The sequence below is a fragment of the Stenotrophomonas sp. X genome (assembly GCF_055721025.1).
The window spans coordinates 2,540,458-2,554,839 of sequence record NZ_CM146756.1; the positions used below are offsets into that span (position 1 = coordinate 2,540,458).

A 14,382-nucleotide genomic window follows, 5' to 3' on the forward strand; every position below is an offset into this window, starting at 1 on the left:
GACGCCCACCGCAGGCTTCAGGCCGCGCTGCGCGGCATCTGCATGCCAGGCGCCGGTTGCAGCCCGCGCAGGCTGCCCGCCACCGACGACAACAGCGGTCGTTCGCGCCGATTGTTGTTGACCTGCCGGCGATAGTTGGCCGGCGTCATTCCGACAATGCGCAGGAACAGGCGGCGGAATGCGCTCTGGTCTGCATAGCCCACGCCCCAGGCCACTTCATCGATACCCGCCCCCTGCTGCAGCAATGTCTGCGCCTTGGCAATACGCAACCGCTGGCAATACTCGATCGGACGCAGGCCGGTGGCCTTCAGGAAGCGCCGCTGCAGAGTCCGCGGTTCCAGTCCGGAAACCTCGCAGATCGCTCCGAGCGTGGCCCCACGCGCAGCGGTGGTATGCAGCCAGCGTTGCGCCTTCAGTACGTCGCGATCGCCGTGGGCGAAGTTGGCACTGAAACGCTCCAGATCCTGCTGGATCGCCGCTGGCACCGTGATCCCCAGCTGCTGCGCCACGGAGCTCGCCACGCCCTGACCGTGCAGCCGGTACAGCAGGCGCAGGGCGAGGAAGCGCCAGGCCTGGGAACCGGCCACCGTCAGCAGGTCACCGTCGTCGACCAGCGCACGCTCACTGGGCACCCAGCTGGCCGACGGTCCTTGCAGGCCCGGATGACGCCCGAGGTCCGGCCCACTGACGGTGCGGCCGGCAAGCAGACCCGCGCGTGCCAGCATGCTGACACCATCGCTGGCAGCTGCCAGCAGACTGCCGCCATCGTAATGCGCGCGCAGCCAATCCAGCAGGACCTCATCGGCGCGCAGGCAGACGCCTTGACTGATCTGGCCAGGCACGGCGATCACGGCGGGAATGTCCGCCTCGAGCATCTCCGCGCCGGCAATGCGATGCACGCCGGTCTGGCTGGCTGGCACGACCCAGCGGGTCACCAGGACACGCTTGAACGGGCGACGCTGCTGCTGGGCAAGCCGGTTGGCGACGTGTGCCATTTCGGTCAGCACCGAGGCCGCCGACGGGTCCCCTCCCGGGTACTCGACCACCGCGACCTCTACGAATCCCTCGTTCCTGAATCCTTCCACAGAGCATCTCCTCGGTTCGTTGCAGGCCATCCAGCGGCCGGTTCAGGCGCAGGGTAGGAACTGCCACGACGGCGGGGCTATGAAGAAAGTTGCAAAGTGCGCTGAATGCGCCGTCCGCGACCGGAGCTTGACCCTGGACCTGACTCCAGGCTTCAGAATGACCGGCAGCATCCGCAGGAATCCGCCATGAACATTGGTCAACTGGCGCGCCAGGCCGGCGTACCGATCGATACCGTGCGCTACTACGAGCGCCAGCAGTTGCTGCCCACCGCGGCACGCTCGGCCGGGGGCTATCGCATCTTCGGTGAGCAGGACCTGCGCCGGCTGCGCTTCATCCGCCGCGCCAAGACGCTGGGCTTCAGCCTGGAACAAATCGCCGAACTGCTGGCACTCAGTGATGGCCATCCGCAGGACATGGGCAGCGTGCGCGACGCGGCGCAAGCCCGACTGCAGGACATCGCGCAGCGCATGGCTGAACTGCAACGCATGCACAGCGCGCTCTCGCAGCTGGTCGACGCCTGCCCCGGCCACGGCACCCTGGATCAGTGCCCAATCCTGGCGGCGCTGACCGACGGCGCCGACTGAGTACGTGCGATCGTCGTTCCCTTCGCAACGCGCGTGAAGAAAAGTGCAACAAATGCTTGCCAACCCTCTGGGGCAAGGCTATTATTTCGCTCCTCAGCGACGTGGGGCCATAGCTCAGCTGGGAGAGCGCCTGCATGGCATGCAGGAGGTCAGCGGTTCGATCCCGCTTGGCTCCACCAATCTTTCGGCATTAGGCCGTCGAAAGGTCGCTAAAGAACATTGATGAGAATTGCGTCCCCATCGTCTAGAGGCCTAGGACATCACCCTTTCACGGTGGCGACCGGGGTTCGAATCCCCGTGGGGACGCCACTCATCACGAACAACGAGGACCCGGCCGATAACCGGGTCTTTTTTGTTCACCGCCTACCGGCATTCAGGTTGTGGCGTTGCGGTTCCCCTGCCCTTGGTGGCAACGGTTGAACCGGGACGAAAAAGTTCAAAAAAAACTTCCACAAACGTGAACACGCAGGTATGATAGGCGGCTCGGTAACACGGGGCCATAGCTCAGCTGGGAGAGCGCCTGCATGGCATGCAGGAGGTCAGCGGTTCGATCCCGCTTGGCTCCACCACTTTCGACATTAGGCCGTCGAAAGTTCTACAACTTGAAGTTTTTCGTGCGTCCCCATCGTCTAGAGGCCTAGGACATCACCCTTTCACGGTGGCGACCGGGGTTCGAATCCCCGTGGGGACGCCAGTTTCAAAACGGACTCTGCTCCCGGCAGATATCCGGAGTTTCATGGGGCCATAGCTCAGCTGGGAGAGCGCCTGCATGGCATGCAGGAGGTCAGCGGTTCGATCCCGCTTGGCTCCACCACTTCGACATTAGGCCGTCGAAGGATCTACAACTTGAAGTTTTCGTGCGTCCCCATCGTCTAGAGGCCTAGGACATCACCCTTTCACGGTGGCGACCGGGGTTCGAATCCCCGTGGGGACGCCAATTCTTGAAAACCCCGGCTTCGGCCGGGGTTTTTCTTTGCCCGCGATCTGCGATCAAACCGCCCTGCCCGTGGATGGCTTCACCCCGCCCACGGCTCAGAACCGCCGATACATCCCGATCGATGCCGGAGCAGTCGGTGCGAAACCAAACTGCGCATACAACCGATGCGCCTCGCCATCGGCCAGCAGGCTGACGTACGCCGACGGCGGCAGGTTGGCCTGCATCCAGCCGTCCAGCCGCCGCATCACCTCCTTGCCCAGGCCCTGCCCCTGCAATCGCGGCAGCACCGCGATATCACAGACCTGCAGGTGGCAGCCGCCATCGCCGACGATACGGCCCATCGCCACCAGCTCAGCGCCCTGGTAGGCACATACGCCGAACAGCGTATTGGGCAGCGCGCGGGCGGCTGCTTCGCGGGACTTGGCGCTGAGGCCTGCGAGCACGCGCAACTGGCAGTAGTCCTCGACCGTGGGTACGGCTTCGCGGAACTGGCAGGTGATGGAATCATTCATGCGGCATCTCCGGATGGGTCGGGCTATCCTGCCGCATCCACGTCGCAGCCGCTGCGACCCAGGCTCACAGAGTCCCATGTGCTATTCCGCCCTGATCCGCGCTGACTACGCCAAACTGGTACGCGAATTCGGCGCCATCCTGTCGCTGGAGGACTTCGCCGAACTGTACGCACACGATCCGGGCAAAAAACGGCCGAAGACCCCGAAGGCGATGGATGACGGATTCGCCGGTGCGCGTACCGAACAGGGGCGGGACATCGTGGCGAAGATCCAGCAATGGCATGCGCAGGAGCAACAGGCCCTGGAGGCCGAACTGGCCCGGCAACGCGAACGACGCGATATTGCCCATGCCACGCTGGCCACCCGGCCCACGCAGAAAGCGCGCAACGACCTGCGCGTGGCCGGCAACCGCATCGAGCGCGCACAGGCCCGACTGGAAGACCTGCATCGGGTGCAGCTGCTGCCGCGCGACAACCGCATTTTCCCCGGCACCTACGCACCGGTGATGGTCAGCGAGAACGGCCAGCGCGTGATCAAGCCGATGCGCTACCAGTGCCGGCTGCCGGACAAGCCAGCGCGCAACGACGTGCTTTACCCCGGCACCTACAATGCGCGGCGCGACAGCCTGGAAGGTTACTGGCGGGGTGCGTTCGGACTGCGCCACGGCGTAGTGGTGGTGCAGGCGTTCTACGAGCACGTGCCCCGCCACGCCATCGCCGGCCGCACCCTCGGTGCCGACGAAAAGGAACAGGACGTGGTACTCGAATTCCGTCCCGATCCCCCCCGCGACCTGCTGCTGGCCTGCCTCTGGGCGGAATGGGAAGGACCGGAAGGCCGCCTGCTGTCGTTTGCCACGATCACCGACGCACCTCCCAGCGACGTCGCCGCTGCCGGGCATGACCGCGGGGTAGTGCCGATCCGCAAGGAACACCTCGACGCCTGGCTCAACCCCGAACCGGATGACCTGGCGCGCCAGTACCGCATCCTCGATGACCGCGAGGAGATCCGTTACGTGTACGAGGAAGCGGGCTGAGCGCCGGACGCAATTGAAGAACCCCGCCTGGGCGGGGTTCCTGGATCAGGGGTTGCCGCCGAACATCGCAGACGCGAGCATTCAGCCGTCGGCAGTATCCCCCTGCCGGTCCGTGGCGGACGGCTCAGGCCTTGACGCTGGAGCGGCCCACCGCACGCGCCAGCGCGCGTGACAGATCAGCCGACAGGTAGGGCTTGACCAGCAGCAGGCCGGCCAACATCGGCGCCGGCAGCTGCTCGGCCAGCATCCCGGTGGCCAGCACGAACGGAATGCCACGCGCCGAAAGCGCTGCAGCCACCGGCTCACTGGTCTCGTTGCGGGCCAGGCGGTAATCCAGCAGGGCCACGTCAGGAGTGCTTTGCTCCAGCAGCCGCAGGGCCTCGGACACACTCGCTGCGAGGCCAACCACGACCGCACCGGCATGCACCAGCTGCATCTGCAGCAGGGCCGCGCTCATTTCGTCGTTCTCGACCACCAGCACCCTCAGGTCCTGCAACACTGTCATCGGCTACCGCTCCTGGAGGCAATTGCACGCTGGGAGTATAGCTATCAAGGGGCCAATGCCGACAGGAACCGCCCTCATAGGCCCTCCCACTATGCATCGCCTGCCGACCTCGGTTACACTCGTACGCTGCCTGCCGGTGTGGCGGAATGGTATACGCAGCTGACTCAAAATCAGCCGGGGGTGACCCCATGAAGGTTCGAGTCCTTTCACCGGCACCACAGCATCAAAGGCCAGGTCCATGATCTGGCCTTTTGCTTTTCCCGGGCCAGAGCGCCGACACTGGCGAAGATGCCCCAGCATGCCCCGCCCGCGCGATTGCCCCTCCTGCGGGCGTCCGACGCCGTCGCCCGGTCCCACTACTTCTCGCTGCCGGGCGTGATCGAGCACACCAGCTGGGGCCACGTTTCCGAACGGGCGATGGCGCTGCAGATCGCCCGCCATCTGCCTGACGCATCCGATCAGCGCCGGGCGCTGGGACGCCAACAACCTGCAGGCGGTCGCCGCGATCCTCGACGGCTGCCCGCAACGCGGTGATGACCTGCTGGCCCGCGACGGCGGCGAGGAATTCATCGCCGCCCTGCCCGCCGCTGAGGCCCATGTGACCATCAGCATCGGCGTAGCCTGGCAGGCCGCGCATAAGCAGCCCGACCCACAAGGCCGGGGAACAGCACTCCGACCGCCGGGCCTAGACCGCGCGCAGCACCGCCGCGCCATGCAGGTGCCCCGCCCCACCCTGCACGCGGAAGCTGGCCACGGTCTGCAGAAGCTGCGCTGACTGCTCCTCCATGCTGCGCGCTGCGGCCGAGGCTTCCTCGACCAGCGCAGCGTTCTGCTGGGTGCCCTGGTCGATCAGATCGACAGCGTGGTTCATCTGCTGGATGTCGTCGCTCTGCTGCTGTGCGGCCGTGCTGATCTCGGACATCAGGTCACTGACCCGGCGCACGTTGAGCACGATCTCGTCCATGGTGCGGCCGGCGCTCTCGACCTGCGCGGTGCCGGCGCCGACATTGGCCACCGACGCATCGATCAGCTGCTTGATCTCCTTGGCGGCACTGGCCGAGCGCTGCGACAGTTCGCGGATCTCGGTGGCGACCACGGCGAAGCCACGCCCGTGTTCGCCCGCACGCGCCGCCTCCACCGCCGCGTTCAGCGCAAGGATGTTGGTCTGGAAAGCGATGCCGTCGATCACGCCGATGATGTCGACGATACGCCGCGAGGATGCGTTGATCACCGCCATGGTCTCGACCACTTCGTGCACCACGTTGCCGCCACGCGCAGCGACATCGGCGGCGCCACCGGCCAGCTGACTGGCCTGCCGTGCGTTGCTCGCAGTGCGCTGCACGGTCTCGGCCAGGCCCTTCATCGACACGGCGGTCTCCTCCAGCGACGCTGCCTGCTGCTCGGTGCGCTGCGACAGATCGCTGTTGCCCTGCGCGATCTCGGTGGCACCGACGGCGATGGTGTCGGCGGCGAACTTGATCTGGCCGATGATCGCAGCCATCGCCTCGACCAGCGAATTCACGCCTTCGCACAGCTCGGCGATCGGCCCGTGCTTGTCGGCGGTGGCCACGCGCCGGGTCAGGTCGCCCTCCTTGGCGGCCGCCACCACTTCACGGGTCTGCGCCACGGCGCGCTGCATGGCCTGGTTCTCATGCACCTGCGCGGTGATGTCGGTGGCGTACTTGACGACCTTGAACGGCTTTCCATTGAGATCCAGGATCGGGTTGTAGGACGCCTGGATCCAGACCTCGCGCCCGCCCTTGCCGAGGCGCCGGTACTGGCCGGCATCGTATTCGCCACGGCCCAGCTTCTCCCAGAACTGCCGATACTCGGCACTGCCACGATACTCGGGCTCGACGAACAGCGAGTGGTGCTGGCCACGCACGTCGTCCAGGCTGTAGCCGGTGGCGGCCAGGAAGTTGTCGTTGGCCGAAAGGATGCGGCCGTCCATGCCGAACTCGATCACCGCCTGCGACTTGTCGATCGCCGCCAGCTGCCCGGCCGAGTCGGCCGCCTGCAGCTTCTGCGCGGTGATGTCGGTGGCGAACTTGACCACCTTGTAAGGCCGCCCCTGCCGGTCCAGCACCGGGTTGTACGAGGCCTGGATCCAGATCTCGCGCTGGCCCTTGCCGAAGCGCCGGTACTGGCCAGCGTCATATTCGCCACGCCCCAGCCGCGTCCAGAAGTCGCGGTACTCGGCGCTGCGCGCCTGCTCGGGATCGACGAACAGGGAATGATGCTTTCCCTGGATCTCCTCCAGCCGGTAGCCCATCGCCTGCAGGAAGTTGTCATTGGCCTGCAGGATGGTGCCATCGAGGGCGAACTCGATGACCGCCTGGACCCGGTGCAGCGCCGCGACCTGGGCTTCCAGCTCGGCACGGCCGTCGGACACGGCCTCGGCGCCGGTGCGGTGCTGGGGAGCCAGCGCGCCCAGCAGGGCACGCCACGGCGACCAACGCGTATACAGCTCGGCCGGCGCCTGCGCGCCCGCCGTGAAGCCTGGAATGAGCATTGTCTGATCCTCGGTGTCCGGTAAGCGGTTGCGACCCGACGGGCGGGATGCCCGGCGGCAACTTCAGGTGCCAGGGACTACAGGTGCCAACCGGCACCTCTCGAGCGACTGCCACGAACGTCTGCTGCGGGTGCGATCGGCATCTGGGAGCGGCGGAACACACAGCGCGGGCCGCCCATCGGGGACGGCCTGGGGTCCTGCGGCGGGTGACTGGAGCGGGATCCAGAGGGAGTATCGGCGAGGCGATCAGTGGCTTTAGCCGGATTACGCGACGTCCGTCGCAACTTCAGATGCGGCTGCAGGGACGCGGTAGACAATCGCGATGTACTTCACATTCTGCTCACGCTCGGTGGGGACACCGGGTGTCGTCACGGAACATGTCGCGCGTTGCCGCCGTCACTGGGCATAGCCTTGCCCGGCACGCCGATGCAGTTCAAGTCCCAAAAGGTTTGCATGACCAACGGGCGATTCCATGGCAGGTGAAAATGGCCAGCATGCAGCGAACCGCAGGACGCGCACTGACACGGAGATCGCATGTTCCCACGCTTGGCCAGCTTCCTGATCCTGGGCCTGTGCAGTACCGGCGCCCTCGCTGCAGATGCCACCTATCGGCCCGCCTTTCAGCCGGACCAGCTGAAGGGGCCGCCTGTCGGGCGACCGAACGAGGTGCTGGTACTGGGCACCGCCCACCTGTCCGGCCTGCCCAAGTCGTTCCAGCCCGCCTTGCTTGAACCGTTGCTGCAGCGACTGGTTGCCTGGAAGCCCGAGCTGATCGCCACCGAAGACCTGTCCGGCCTCCAGTGCGATTCCATGCGTCGCTACCCGGCACGCTATGCGGAGAGCGTGGCCACCTACTGCTTCGACACCACCGCTGCGCAGGCTGCCACCGGCCTGGACGTGCCCGCAGCGAACGCCCAGGCCGAGCGCCTGCTTGCGACCTGGCCGGACGAGCCGACGCCCGCCCAGCGTCGTCGGCTTGCAGCATTGTTCCTGGCAGCGGGCGAACGCGGCTCGGCGCAGGTGCAATGGCTGCGCCTGCCTGCGTCCGAGCGCAAAGCCGGCGATGGGCTGACGCCGGCCCTGGTCGAGATCCTCGGCAAAGGCCTGGTCCGCCGCAATGAAACCAGCCTGATCGCCGCCGTAGTTGCCGCCCGCCTCAGGCATGAACGGCTGTGGGCCGTGGACGACCACACGGCCGATTCTCCCACACCGGCCGAGGATGAGGCGGCGGCCAGTGCAGCCATCACCGGTGCCTGGAACAATACGCACTTGCGGGCGCGACGGGAGGCCGATGAACGCCTCGTGGCCAATCTGGACAAGCCCGGCGGCGTCATGGCGCTGTATCGGGATTACAACAGCCCCGCGGCAGCGATGGCAGCGTACCAGAGCGACTTCGGCGCGACGCTCGTCGAGCCGTCCTCCAAGGCGTTCGGCCGGATGTATGTCGGTTACTGGGAAACCCGCAACCTGCGCATGGTCGCCAACGTCCGCGACGTGCTGGGCCTGCACCCTGGCAGCCGAATGCTGGCCATCGTCGGTGCCTCGCACAAGGGCTACTACGAGGCCTACCTCAATCAGATGCACGACGTGCAGCTGGTCAGTACGGACGCAGTATTGCGTTGACCAGGATAGGTGCCGGCCATGCGCTGGCACTATCCTGCAAGGCCCGTCTGCAGGTGCCGACATGCTGAAAGTGATCGCCGAGGATTTCATCCATCCCGATGCGGTGGACACCGTGCTTCCCCTGTACCGCGAGCTGGTCGCATGCACGCGGCGAGAACCGCTCTGCCTCGGCTATGAACTGTTCGTCGACCAGAAGGACCCCGGGCATTTCGTCTTCATCGAGCAATGGCCGGACCGCGACGCTCTGGATATCCATTGCGCCAGCGAGCACTTCCAGCGTCTGGTGCCTCAGATCAACGCGTTCCAGCGCGCACCGTGCCGGGTCCTGCTGATGGACGCGGCACGGGTGTAGTGCCGGAAGCGAGACGCCCGCCGTCGCCGCGGCCATGCCGCCACAGCAACACGCAGGCCGCAACCGTGCAGGCCAGGCTCAGGACCAGCAGCGCGACCGCGCCTTGCTGCAGCACGGGCAACAACGCCTGCGCGTGCGGGTCGCCGCGCAGCTGTTCGGCGCGCAGGCAGGTGGCCAGCGCCAGGCACCAGCCGATCAGGGCCGGAATGAACATACGTACCGCAACCGGGTTCCAGGCATTCATGGGTTCACCTGCTTGAGTGGAGATGCGCGCAGTATTCGCGCGCGTCCTCTCACAGGCTGAGATCAGTCCTGGGCGGCATCGGCATCGTCGCCTGGAAGCTCCGACAGCTCGCCCTGCACCTGCACGTTGTTGCGCCCCAGCGCCTTGGCCCGGTAGCACTGTGCATCGGCAGCGGCCACTGCCTGGTCCACGCTCATGCCCGCCGCCAGGGGCGCGATGCCGATGCTGGCACCGACCCGTAGCCGATGCTGATCCCACGGAATGGACAGCGCTGACAGGGTCTGCAGGAGTTCACCACCGATCCGTGCGGCACGACGCGGCGTACACCCGGACAGGATCACCGCAAACTCGTCGCCGCCCAGCCGCGCCACCACGTCCGAATCACGCACACCATGTCGCAGCACACTGGCCACCGCCCACAGCACGGCATCGCCGGCCAGGTGGCCCCAGGTGTCGTTGACCGGCTTGAAGCGGTCCAGATCGATGTACATCAGCGAGGCGGCCTGCCCGGTGCGCTCGACGCGGGTGATCGCCTGCTGCAAGTGCACCTCGAAACCGCGGCGGTTGCTCAGTTCGGTGAGTGGATCGATCTCGGCCAGGTGGCGGGCTTCGCGCTGCCGCGCCCGCTGCTGGGTGTCGTCGCGCAACACCCACACCGCGCCGCGCACATGGCCCTCGTCATCGCGCAGCCAGGCCCGCGTCAGGTCCACCGGCACCGTTGCCGTGCCCAGGCGCAGCAGCAGGTCGGCGTGCAGGTCCACCGCGTTGCTCTCCGGGTCCAGCAGTACCGACACATCCAGTACCGAGCCGGGCGCGTACTCGGTGGTCAGCGCCAGCACGTCCTGCACCCTGTGCCCGGCCAGCGACAGCGCGCCATCACCGGCCAGGGTGCGTACCGCGGCCGCGTTGGCATAGTCGATGCGGCCGTCAAGGTTGACGCTGAGCACCAGGTCGGCCACCGCATCCAGGGTGATGCGGCTGCGCTGTTCGCTCTCGAACAGGCGTTGCTCACTGCTGCGCTGGGCGGTGATGTCCTGGATCTGCGACACGAAGTGCAGCGGCTGGCCATGCTCGCTGCGCACCAGCGACACCGACAGCCGCGCCCAGATGATGCGACCGTCGCGGTCGAGATAGCGCTTTTCAAGGTGGTAATGGCTGCGCCGTCCGGCCAGCAGGTCCTGCACCAGGGCCAGGTCGGTCTGCAGGTCATCGGGATGGGTCAGGCGCTGGAAATCGACCTGCAGCAGCTCTTCGCGCGGGTAACCCAGGATCCGGCACAGCGCATCATTGACGTCCAGCCAACGCCCTTCCAGCGACACCAGCGCCATGCCCAGCGCCGCCGACGTGAATGCACCGGCGAACTTCTCCGCCGACAGCCGCGCCTCGGCCCGTGCCTGCAGGATTTCGGTGATGTCGATGGCCATGCCGACGTAGCCGATGCGTGCGCCATCGGCACCTTCCATGCGGCTGATCGACAGGCGCACCTGGCGTGGCAGGCCCTCCTTGCGCAGCAACGTCCACTGCCGCGAGTAGGTCTGCCCGTCAGCGCGAGCACTGAGCGCTTCGAACACGTCGGGAAGGTTGCCCTCGGCATCGGCCAGCGGCTCCAGCCAGGCTTTCAGTTCCTCCGGATCGTGGAACGCATCGAGCCGGCGCTGGCCGACCACCTCCGCTGCGCTGTAGCCCAGCAGGCGCTCCGCACCCGTGTTGAACAGGGTGATGGTGCCATCGGTACCGGTGGCGATCACCGCTACCTCATCGGACGCATCGACCACGGCCTGCAGACGTTGGCGGGTTTCGGCCGCGTCCTGCCTCGCCTGCTGCAGCTCGGTGACGTCGGCATGGGCACCGGCCATCCACAGCGGCTTGCCCTGCCCGTCCCATTCAAAGACGCGGCCACGGTCCTGGATCCAGATCCACTGGCCGTTCCTGTGGCGCATGCGCAGCAGGCAGGCGTAGTTGTCGCTGCGCCCTTGGAAATGGTCGTCCAGCGCGGCATCGGACAACGCAATGTCATCGGGATGGACCAGCCTCAGGAACGTCTTCTGGCAGATGGGTTCCAGCTCTTCCAGGCGGTAACCGACGATCTCGGCCCAGCGCGCATTGACCCGCATCTCGCCGGTCTGCACGTTCCATTCCCAGGTTCCCGCGGCGGTACCGTCGATGATCATCGCCAGGCGGCGACGCTCTTCCGCCAGCTCCTGCAGGCGGCGCTCCAGCAGTCCATTGCCGTGGGTGCCCTGGCCCGGCATCAATCCGGTCTCCTGCCGGCACGGGCAGGCGCCGACCGCAGCGCAACGCTGCGGCCGCCGGTACGAGCGACGGGTGGTGCTGGCGTCATGGCCCTCCCCAGCAACAGCGGGGTGGCCGGACGCCTCCCCTCAAGCGCAAGTGTGCGCAATCACGGGGAAAATCGACAAGTCCCCCGCCACGAATCAAGCGTGACGGGGAACACGGTCCTCAACTGCGCTTGGCGCGGGCGAAGGCCTCGGCCAGGGCGTTGTTGGCCGGGGGCGCGGACGCGGCGGGACGGCCGCCATTGCCTTGGCCCCGGTTCGGCCCGCGGTTCTGGCCGCCTGCATCGCGGCGCGGACCCTGCCCATGGCCGCGCTCATCACGCTGTCCCGGGCGGCTGGTGGCTTGCCCGGGGGTATCGTCCAGGCGCCGGGTCAGGGCGATGCGCTTGCGCGCCACGTCCACCTCCAGCACCTTCACCTTGACGATATCGCCGGCCTTGACCACGTCGCGCGGGTCCTTCACGAACGTATCGGAAAGCGCCGAGATGTGGATCAGGCCATCCTGGTGCACACCGATATCGACGAAGGCACCGAAGGCCGCCACGTTGCTGACCACACCCTCGAGCACCATGCCCTCGCGCAGGTCCTTGATGTCCTCGACGCCCTCGGCGAAGCGTGCCGCCTTGAACTCGGGGCGTGGGTCTCGGCCCGGCTTCTCCAGTTCCTTGAGGATGTCACGCACGGTCGGCACGCCGAAGGTGGCATCGGTGAACTGCTCGGCCTTCAGGCCGCGCAGGAAGCTGCCATCACCGATCAGCGCCTTGATCGGGCGCGCGGTGCTGGCCACAATGCGCTCGACCACCGGGTAGGCTTCCGGGTGTACCGCCGAAGCATCCAGCGGTTCATCACCGTCGGCAATGCGCAGGAAGCCCGCGCACTGTTCAAAGGTCTTCTCGCCCAGGCGCGCGACCTTCAGCAGGTCCTTGCGGCGCTTGAACGGGCCGTTCGCATCACGGTGGCGCACGATGTTCTCGGCCACCGTGGCCGACAGGCCGGACACCCGCGACAACAGTGCAGCCGAAGCGGTGTTCACGTACACGCCCACCGCGTTCACGCAGTCCTCCACGCGGGCATCCAGCGCGCGCGCCAGGCGGTACTGGTCCACATCGTGCTGGTACTGGCCGACACCGATCGCCTTGGGTTCGATCTTCACCAGTTCGGCCAGCGGGTCCTGCAGGCGGCGGGCGATCGACACCGCCCCACGTAGCGACACGTCCAGCTCCGGGAACTCCCTGGCCGCGAACTCGGACGCCGAGTACACCGACGCCCCGGCCTCGCTGACCACTACCTTCTGCAGCTTCGGGTTGGCAGCGGCCTTGATCGCTTCACCAGCCAGCTTGTCGGTTTCGCGGCTGGCAGTGCCGTTGCCGATCGCGATCAGTTCCACGTTGTGCTTGGCGCACAGCTGCTTGATCGTCTGCAGCGACTGCTCCCACTGGCGACGCGGCTCGTGCGGGTAGATGGTGTCGGTGGCGACCAGTTTGCCGGTGGCATCGACCACGGCGATCTTGCAGCCGGTGCGGATGCCCGGGTCCAGTCCGAGCACGGTCTTCGGGCCGGCGGGTGCCGCCAGCAACAGGTCCTTCAGGTTGTCGCCGAACACCGCGATGGCTTCGGCTTCGGCCTTTTCGCGGGCTTGGTTGAACAGGTCCAGCAGCAGATGGGTGTGCAGCTTGGCACGCCAGGTCAGCCGGCAGGCATCCAGCAGCCAGCGGTCGGCGGCACGGCCCTGGTCGGCGATGCCGGCCTTGCGCGCCACGCGTCCTTCGGCGTACTGATGGCCAGCCTCGGCATCGCTGCCCGGGTCCAGTTCCAGGAACAGGATCTCCTCGCGGCGCGCACGGAACAGTGCCAGCAAGCGATGCGACGGAATCTTCGCCAGCGCCTCGGCATGCTCGAAGTAGTCGCGGTACTTGGCGCCCTCGGTTTCCTTGCCCTCGACGACGCGGGCACGGATCACCCCGGTCTCGCCCAGCCAGGTGCGCAGTTCACCGACCAGCGCGGCGTCTTCGCCCCAGCGCTCCATCAGGATCGCGCGCGCGCCTTCCAACGCGGCCTTGGTGTCGGCTACGCCGTTGTCGGCGTCGACGAAGGTGGCCGCGAACGTCTGCGGGTCCTGCGTCGGGTCGGCCAGCAGGCCATCGGCCAACGGCTCCAGGCCGGCCTCGCGGGCGATCTGGGCACGGGTGCGGCGCTTGGGCTTGTACGGCAGGTACAGGTCTTCCAGCCGGCTCTTGGTATCGGCGGCCAGGATGTCATTGCGCAGCTCGTCACTGAGCTTGCCCTGCTCGCCGATGCTGGCCAGCACCGCCGCGCGACGGTCCTCCAGCTCGCGCAGGTAGGTCAGCCGGGTTTCCAGGTTGCGCAGCTGGGTGTCGTCCAGGCCACCGGTCACTTCCTTGCGGTAGCGCGCGATGAAGGGAACGCTGGCGCCTTCGTCGAGCAGGCCGACGGCGGCGCGTACCTGGGCGGACTGGGCACCGATTTCGTCGGCGATGGTCTGGGCGATCTGCTGGGCGAGCGCGCTCTGGGCGTTCTTGGCGTCGTGCATTGCTTCAGGTCTGTGCCGCGTTTCGGGAAGCCCCCATTCTGGCAATCCGCGACGGAGCCGGACAAGGCATTGACAGGGGGCGAGGTTCAGCGGCGAAGCCGGATTGGACGCCGGCATCCTGGCAAAGAGCGGGCTCGGACTGGCCC

General features: G+C 66.9%; 11 protein-coding genes, 7 tRNA genes and 1 pseudogene. 12 read left to right on the top strand and 7 right to left on the bottom strand.

Annotated elements, in window-relative coordinates:
• Positions 1–17: 17 nt before the first annotated feature.
• Positions 18–1,085, bottom strand: coding sequence for a GlxA family transcriptional regulator (locus tag ACZ75I_RS11730; protein WP_061479072.1), 1,068 nt, complete (start codon positions 1,083–1,085; stop codon positions 18–20).
• A 186-nt stretch (positions 1,086–1,271) separates the two neighbouring features.
• Here ACZ75I_RS11730 and ACZ75I_RS11735 point away from each other — a divergent pair, with 186 nt between their 5' ends.
• The 7 genes from ACZ75I_RS11735 (at position 1,272) to ACZ75I_RS11765 (ending at position 2,607) form a co-directional block, all read left to right on the top strand.
• A complete protein-coding gene (locus ACZ75I_RS11735) occupies positions 1,272–1,670 on the top strand; it encodes a heavy metal-responsive transcriptional regulator (RefSeq protein WP_005417119.1) in 399 nt (132 codons plus the stop codon).
• Positions 1,671–1,773: 103 nt separating this feature from the next.
• A tRNA-Ala gene (locus tag ACZ75I_RS11740) sits at positions 1,774–1,849 on the top strand.
• Positions 1,850–1,903: 54 nt separating this feature from the next.
• A tRNA-Glu gene (locus tag ACZ75I_RS11745) sits at positions 1,904–1,979 on the top strand.
• Between the two features lie 184 nt (positions 1,980–2,163).
• Positions 2,164–2,239: transfer RNA gene (locus tag ACZ75I_RS11750), tRNA-Ala, on the top strand.
• Between the two features lie 49 nt (positions 2,240–2,288).
• A tRNA-Glu gene (locus ACZ75I_RS11755) sits at positions 2,289–2,364 on the top strand.
• A gap of 44 nt (positions 2,365–2,408) precedes the next feature.
• Positions 2,409–2,484: transfer RNA gene (locus tag ACZ75I_RS11760), tRNA-Ala, on the top strand.
• Positions 2,485–2,531: 47 nt separating this feature from the next.
• A tRNA-Glu gene (locus ACZ75I_RS11765) sits at positions 2,532–2,607 on the top strand.
• Between the two features lie 95 nt (positions 2,608–2,702).
• On the opposite strand, the gene ACZ75I_RS11770 is transcribed toward ACZ75I_RS11765, so the two are convergent.
• The gene (locus ACZ75I_RS11770; RefSeq protein ID WP_049412306.1) at positions 2,703–3,119 is read right to left on the bottom strand and encodes a GNAT family N-acetyltransferase; all 417 of its coding nucleotides are present in this window, start codon (positions 3,117–3,119) and stop codon (positions 2,703–2,705) included.
• A gap of 76 nt (positions 3,120–3,195) precedes the next feature.
• Here ACZ75I_RS11770 and ACZ75I_RS11775 point away from each other — a divergent pair, with 76 nt between their 5' ends.
• Positions 3,196–4,152, top strand: coding sequence for an SOS response-associated peptidase family protein (locus ACZ75I_RS11775; RefSeq protein ID WP_329847473.1), 957 nt, complete (start codon positions 3,196–3,198; stop codon positions 4,150–4,152).
• Positions 4,153–4,276: 124 nt separating this feature from the next.
• Here ACZ75I_RS11775 and ACZ75I_RS11780 read toward each other — a convergent pair whose 3' ends face one another.
• Complete coding sequence (locus ACZ75I_RS11780; protein ID WP_061479069.1) at positions 4,277–4,657, bottom strand: response regulator; 381 nt, start codon at positions 4,655–4,657, stop codon at positions 4,277–4,279.
• A gap of 132 nt (positions 4,658–4,789) precedes the next feature.
• Here ACZ75I_RS11780 and ACZ75I_RS11785 point away from each other — a divergent pair.
• Positions 4,790–4,875: transfer RNA gene (locus ACZ75I_RS11785), tRNA-Leu, on the top strand.
• 269 nt (positions 4,876–5,144) lie between these two features.
• Positions 5,145–5,432: pseudogene (locus ACZ75I_RS11790) on the top strand (hypothetical protein); the annotation flags it as partial.
• Here ACZ75I_RS11790 and ACZ75I_RS11795 read toward each other — a convergent pair.
• Positions 5,343–7,169 carry a methyl-accepting chemotaxis protein gene (locus ACZ75I_RS11795; RefSeq protein ID WP_472957928.1) on the bottom strand — a complete coding sequence of 609 codons (1,827 nt, stop codon included), beginning with the start codon at positions 7,167–7,169 and terminating at the stop codon, positions 5,343–5,345. The pseudogene ACZ75I_RS11790 and the gene ACZ75I_RS11795 sit on opposite strands and share 90 nt — an antisense overlap.
• Positions 7,170–7,703: 534 nt before the next feature.
• Between ACZ75I_RS11795 and ACZ75I_RS11800 the strand changes: the two genes are divergently transcribed.
• Both ACZ75I_RS11800 and ACZ75I_RS11805 read left to right on the top strand, forming a co-directional pair.
• A complete protein-coding gene (locus tag ACZ75I_RS11800; protein WP_472957930.1) occupies positions 7,704–8,792 on the top strand; it encodes a DUF5694 domain-containing protein in 1,089 nt (362 codons plus the stop codon).
• 61 nt (positions 8,793–8,853) lie between these two features.
• Positions 8,854–9,144, top strand: coding sequence for a putative quinol monooxygenase (locus tag ACZ75I_RS11805; protein ID WP_061479066.1), 291 nt, complete (start codon positions 8,854–8,856; stop codon positions 9,142–9,144).
• Here the strand turns inward: ACZ75I_RS11805 and ACZ75I_RS11810 are convergent.
• From ACZ75I_RS11810 to ACZ75I_RS11820, 3 genes are all read right to left on the bottom strand, one after another.
• Positions 9,086–9,388 (bottom strand): hypothetical protein, encoded by a 303-nt coding sequence (locus tag ACZ75I_RS11810; protein WP_472957932.1) that lies wholly within the window; start codon positions 9,386–9,388, stop codon positions 9,086–9,088. The two genes, ACZ75I_RS11805 and ACZ75I_RS11810, sit on opposite strands and share 59 nt — an antisense overlap.
• A 62-nt stretch (positions 9,389–9,450) precedes the next feature.
• On the bottom strand, positions 9,451–11,640 hold the full coding sequence (locus tag ACZ75I_RS11815) for a PAS domain S-box protein (RefSeq protein WP_472957933.1): 2,190 nt from the start codon (positions 11,638–11,640) through the stop codon (positions 9,451–9,453).
• 208 nt (positions 11,641–11,848) lie between these two features.
• Positions 11,849–14,236 (bottom strand): Tex family protein, encoded by a 2,388-nt coding sequence (locus tag ACZ75I_RS11820; protein ID WP_472957934.1) that lies wholly within the window; start codon positions 14,234–14,236, stop codon positions 11,849–11,851.
• Positions 14,237–14,382: the final 146 nt, after the last annotated feature.

Bases quoted from the DNA above. Each gene is read 5' to 3' on its own strand.
- ACZ75I_RS11735 (WP_005417119.1), top strand. From the start codon at position 1,272: ATGAACATTGGTCAACTGGCGCGCCAGGCCGGCGTACCGATCGATACC.
- ACZ75I_RS11770 (WP_049412306.1), bottom strand. From the start codon at position 3,119: ATGAATGATTCCATCACCTGCCAGTTCCGCGAAGCCGTACCCACGGTC.
- ACZ75I_RS11775 (WP_329847473.1), top strand. From the start codon at position 3,196: ATGTGCTATTCCGCCCTGATCCGCGCTGACTACGCCAAACTGGTACGC.
- ACZ75I_RS11780 (WP_061479069.1), bottom strand. From the start codon at position 4,657: ATGACAGTGTTGCAGGACCTGAGGGTGCTGGTGGTCGAGAACGACGAA.
- ACZ75I_RS11795 (WP_472957928.1), bottom strand. From the start codon at position 7,169: ATGCTCATTCCAGGCTTCACGGCGGGCGCGCAGGCGCCGGCCGAGCTG.
- ACZ75I_RS11800 (WP_472957930.1), top strand. From the start codon at position 7,704: ATGTTCCCACGCTTGGCCAGCTTCCTGATCCTGGGCCTGTGCAGTACC.
- ACZ75I_RS11805 (WP_061479066.1), top strand. From the start codon at position 8,854: ATGCTGAAAGTGATCGCCGAGGATTTCATCCATCCCGATGCGGTGGAC.
- ACZ75I_RS11810 (WP_472957932.1), bottom strand. From the start codon at position 9,388: ATGAATGCCTGGAACCCGGTTGCGGTACGTATGTTCATTCCGGCCCTG.
- ACZ75I_RS11815 (WP_472957933.1), bottom strand. From the start codon at position 11,640: ATGCCGGGCCAGGGCACCCACGGCAATGGACTGCTGGAGCGCCGCCTG.
- ACZ75I_RS11820 (WP_472957934.1), bottom strand. From the start codon at position 14,236: ATGCACGACGCCAAGAACGCCCAGAGCGCGCTCGCCCAGCAGATCGCC.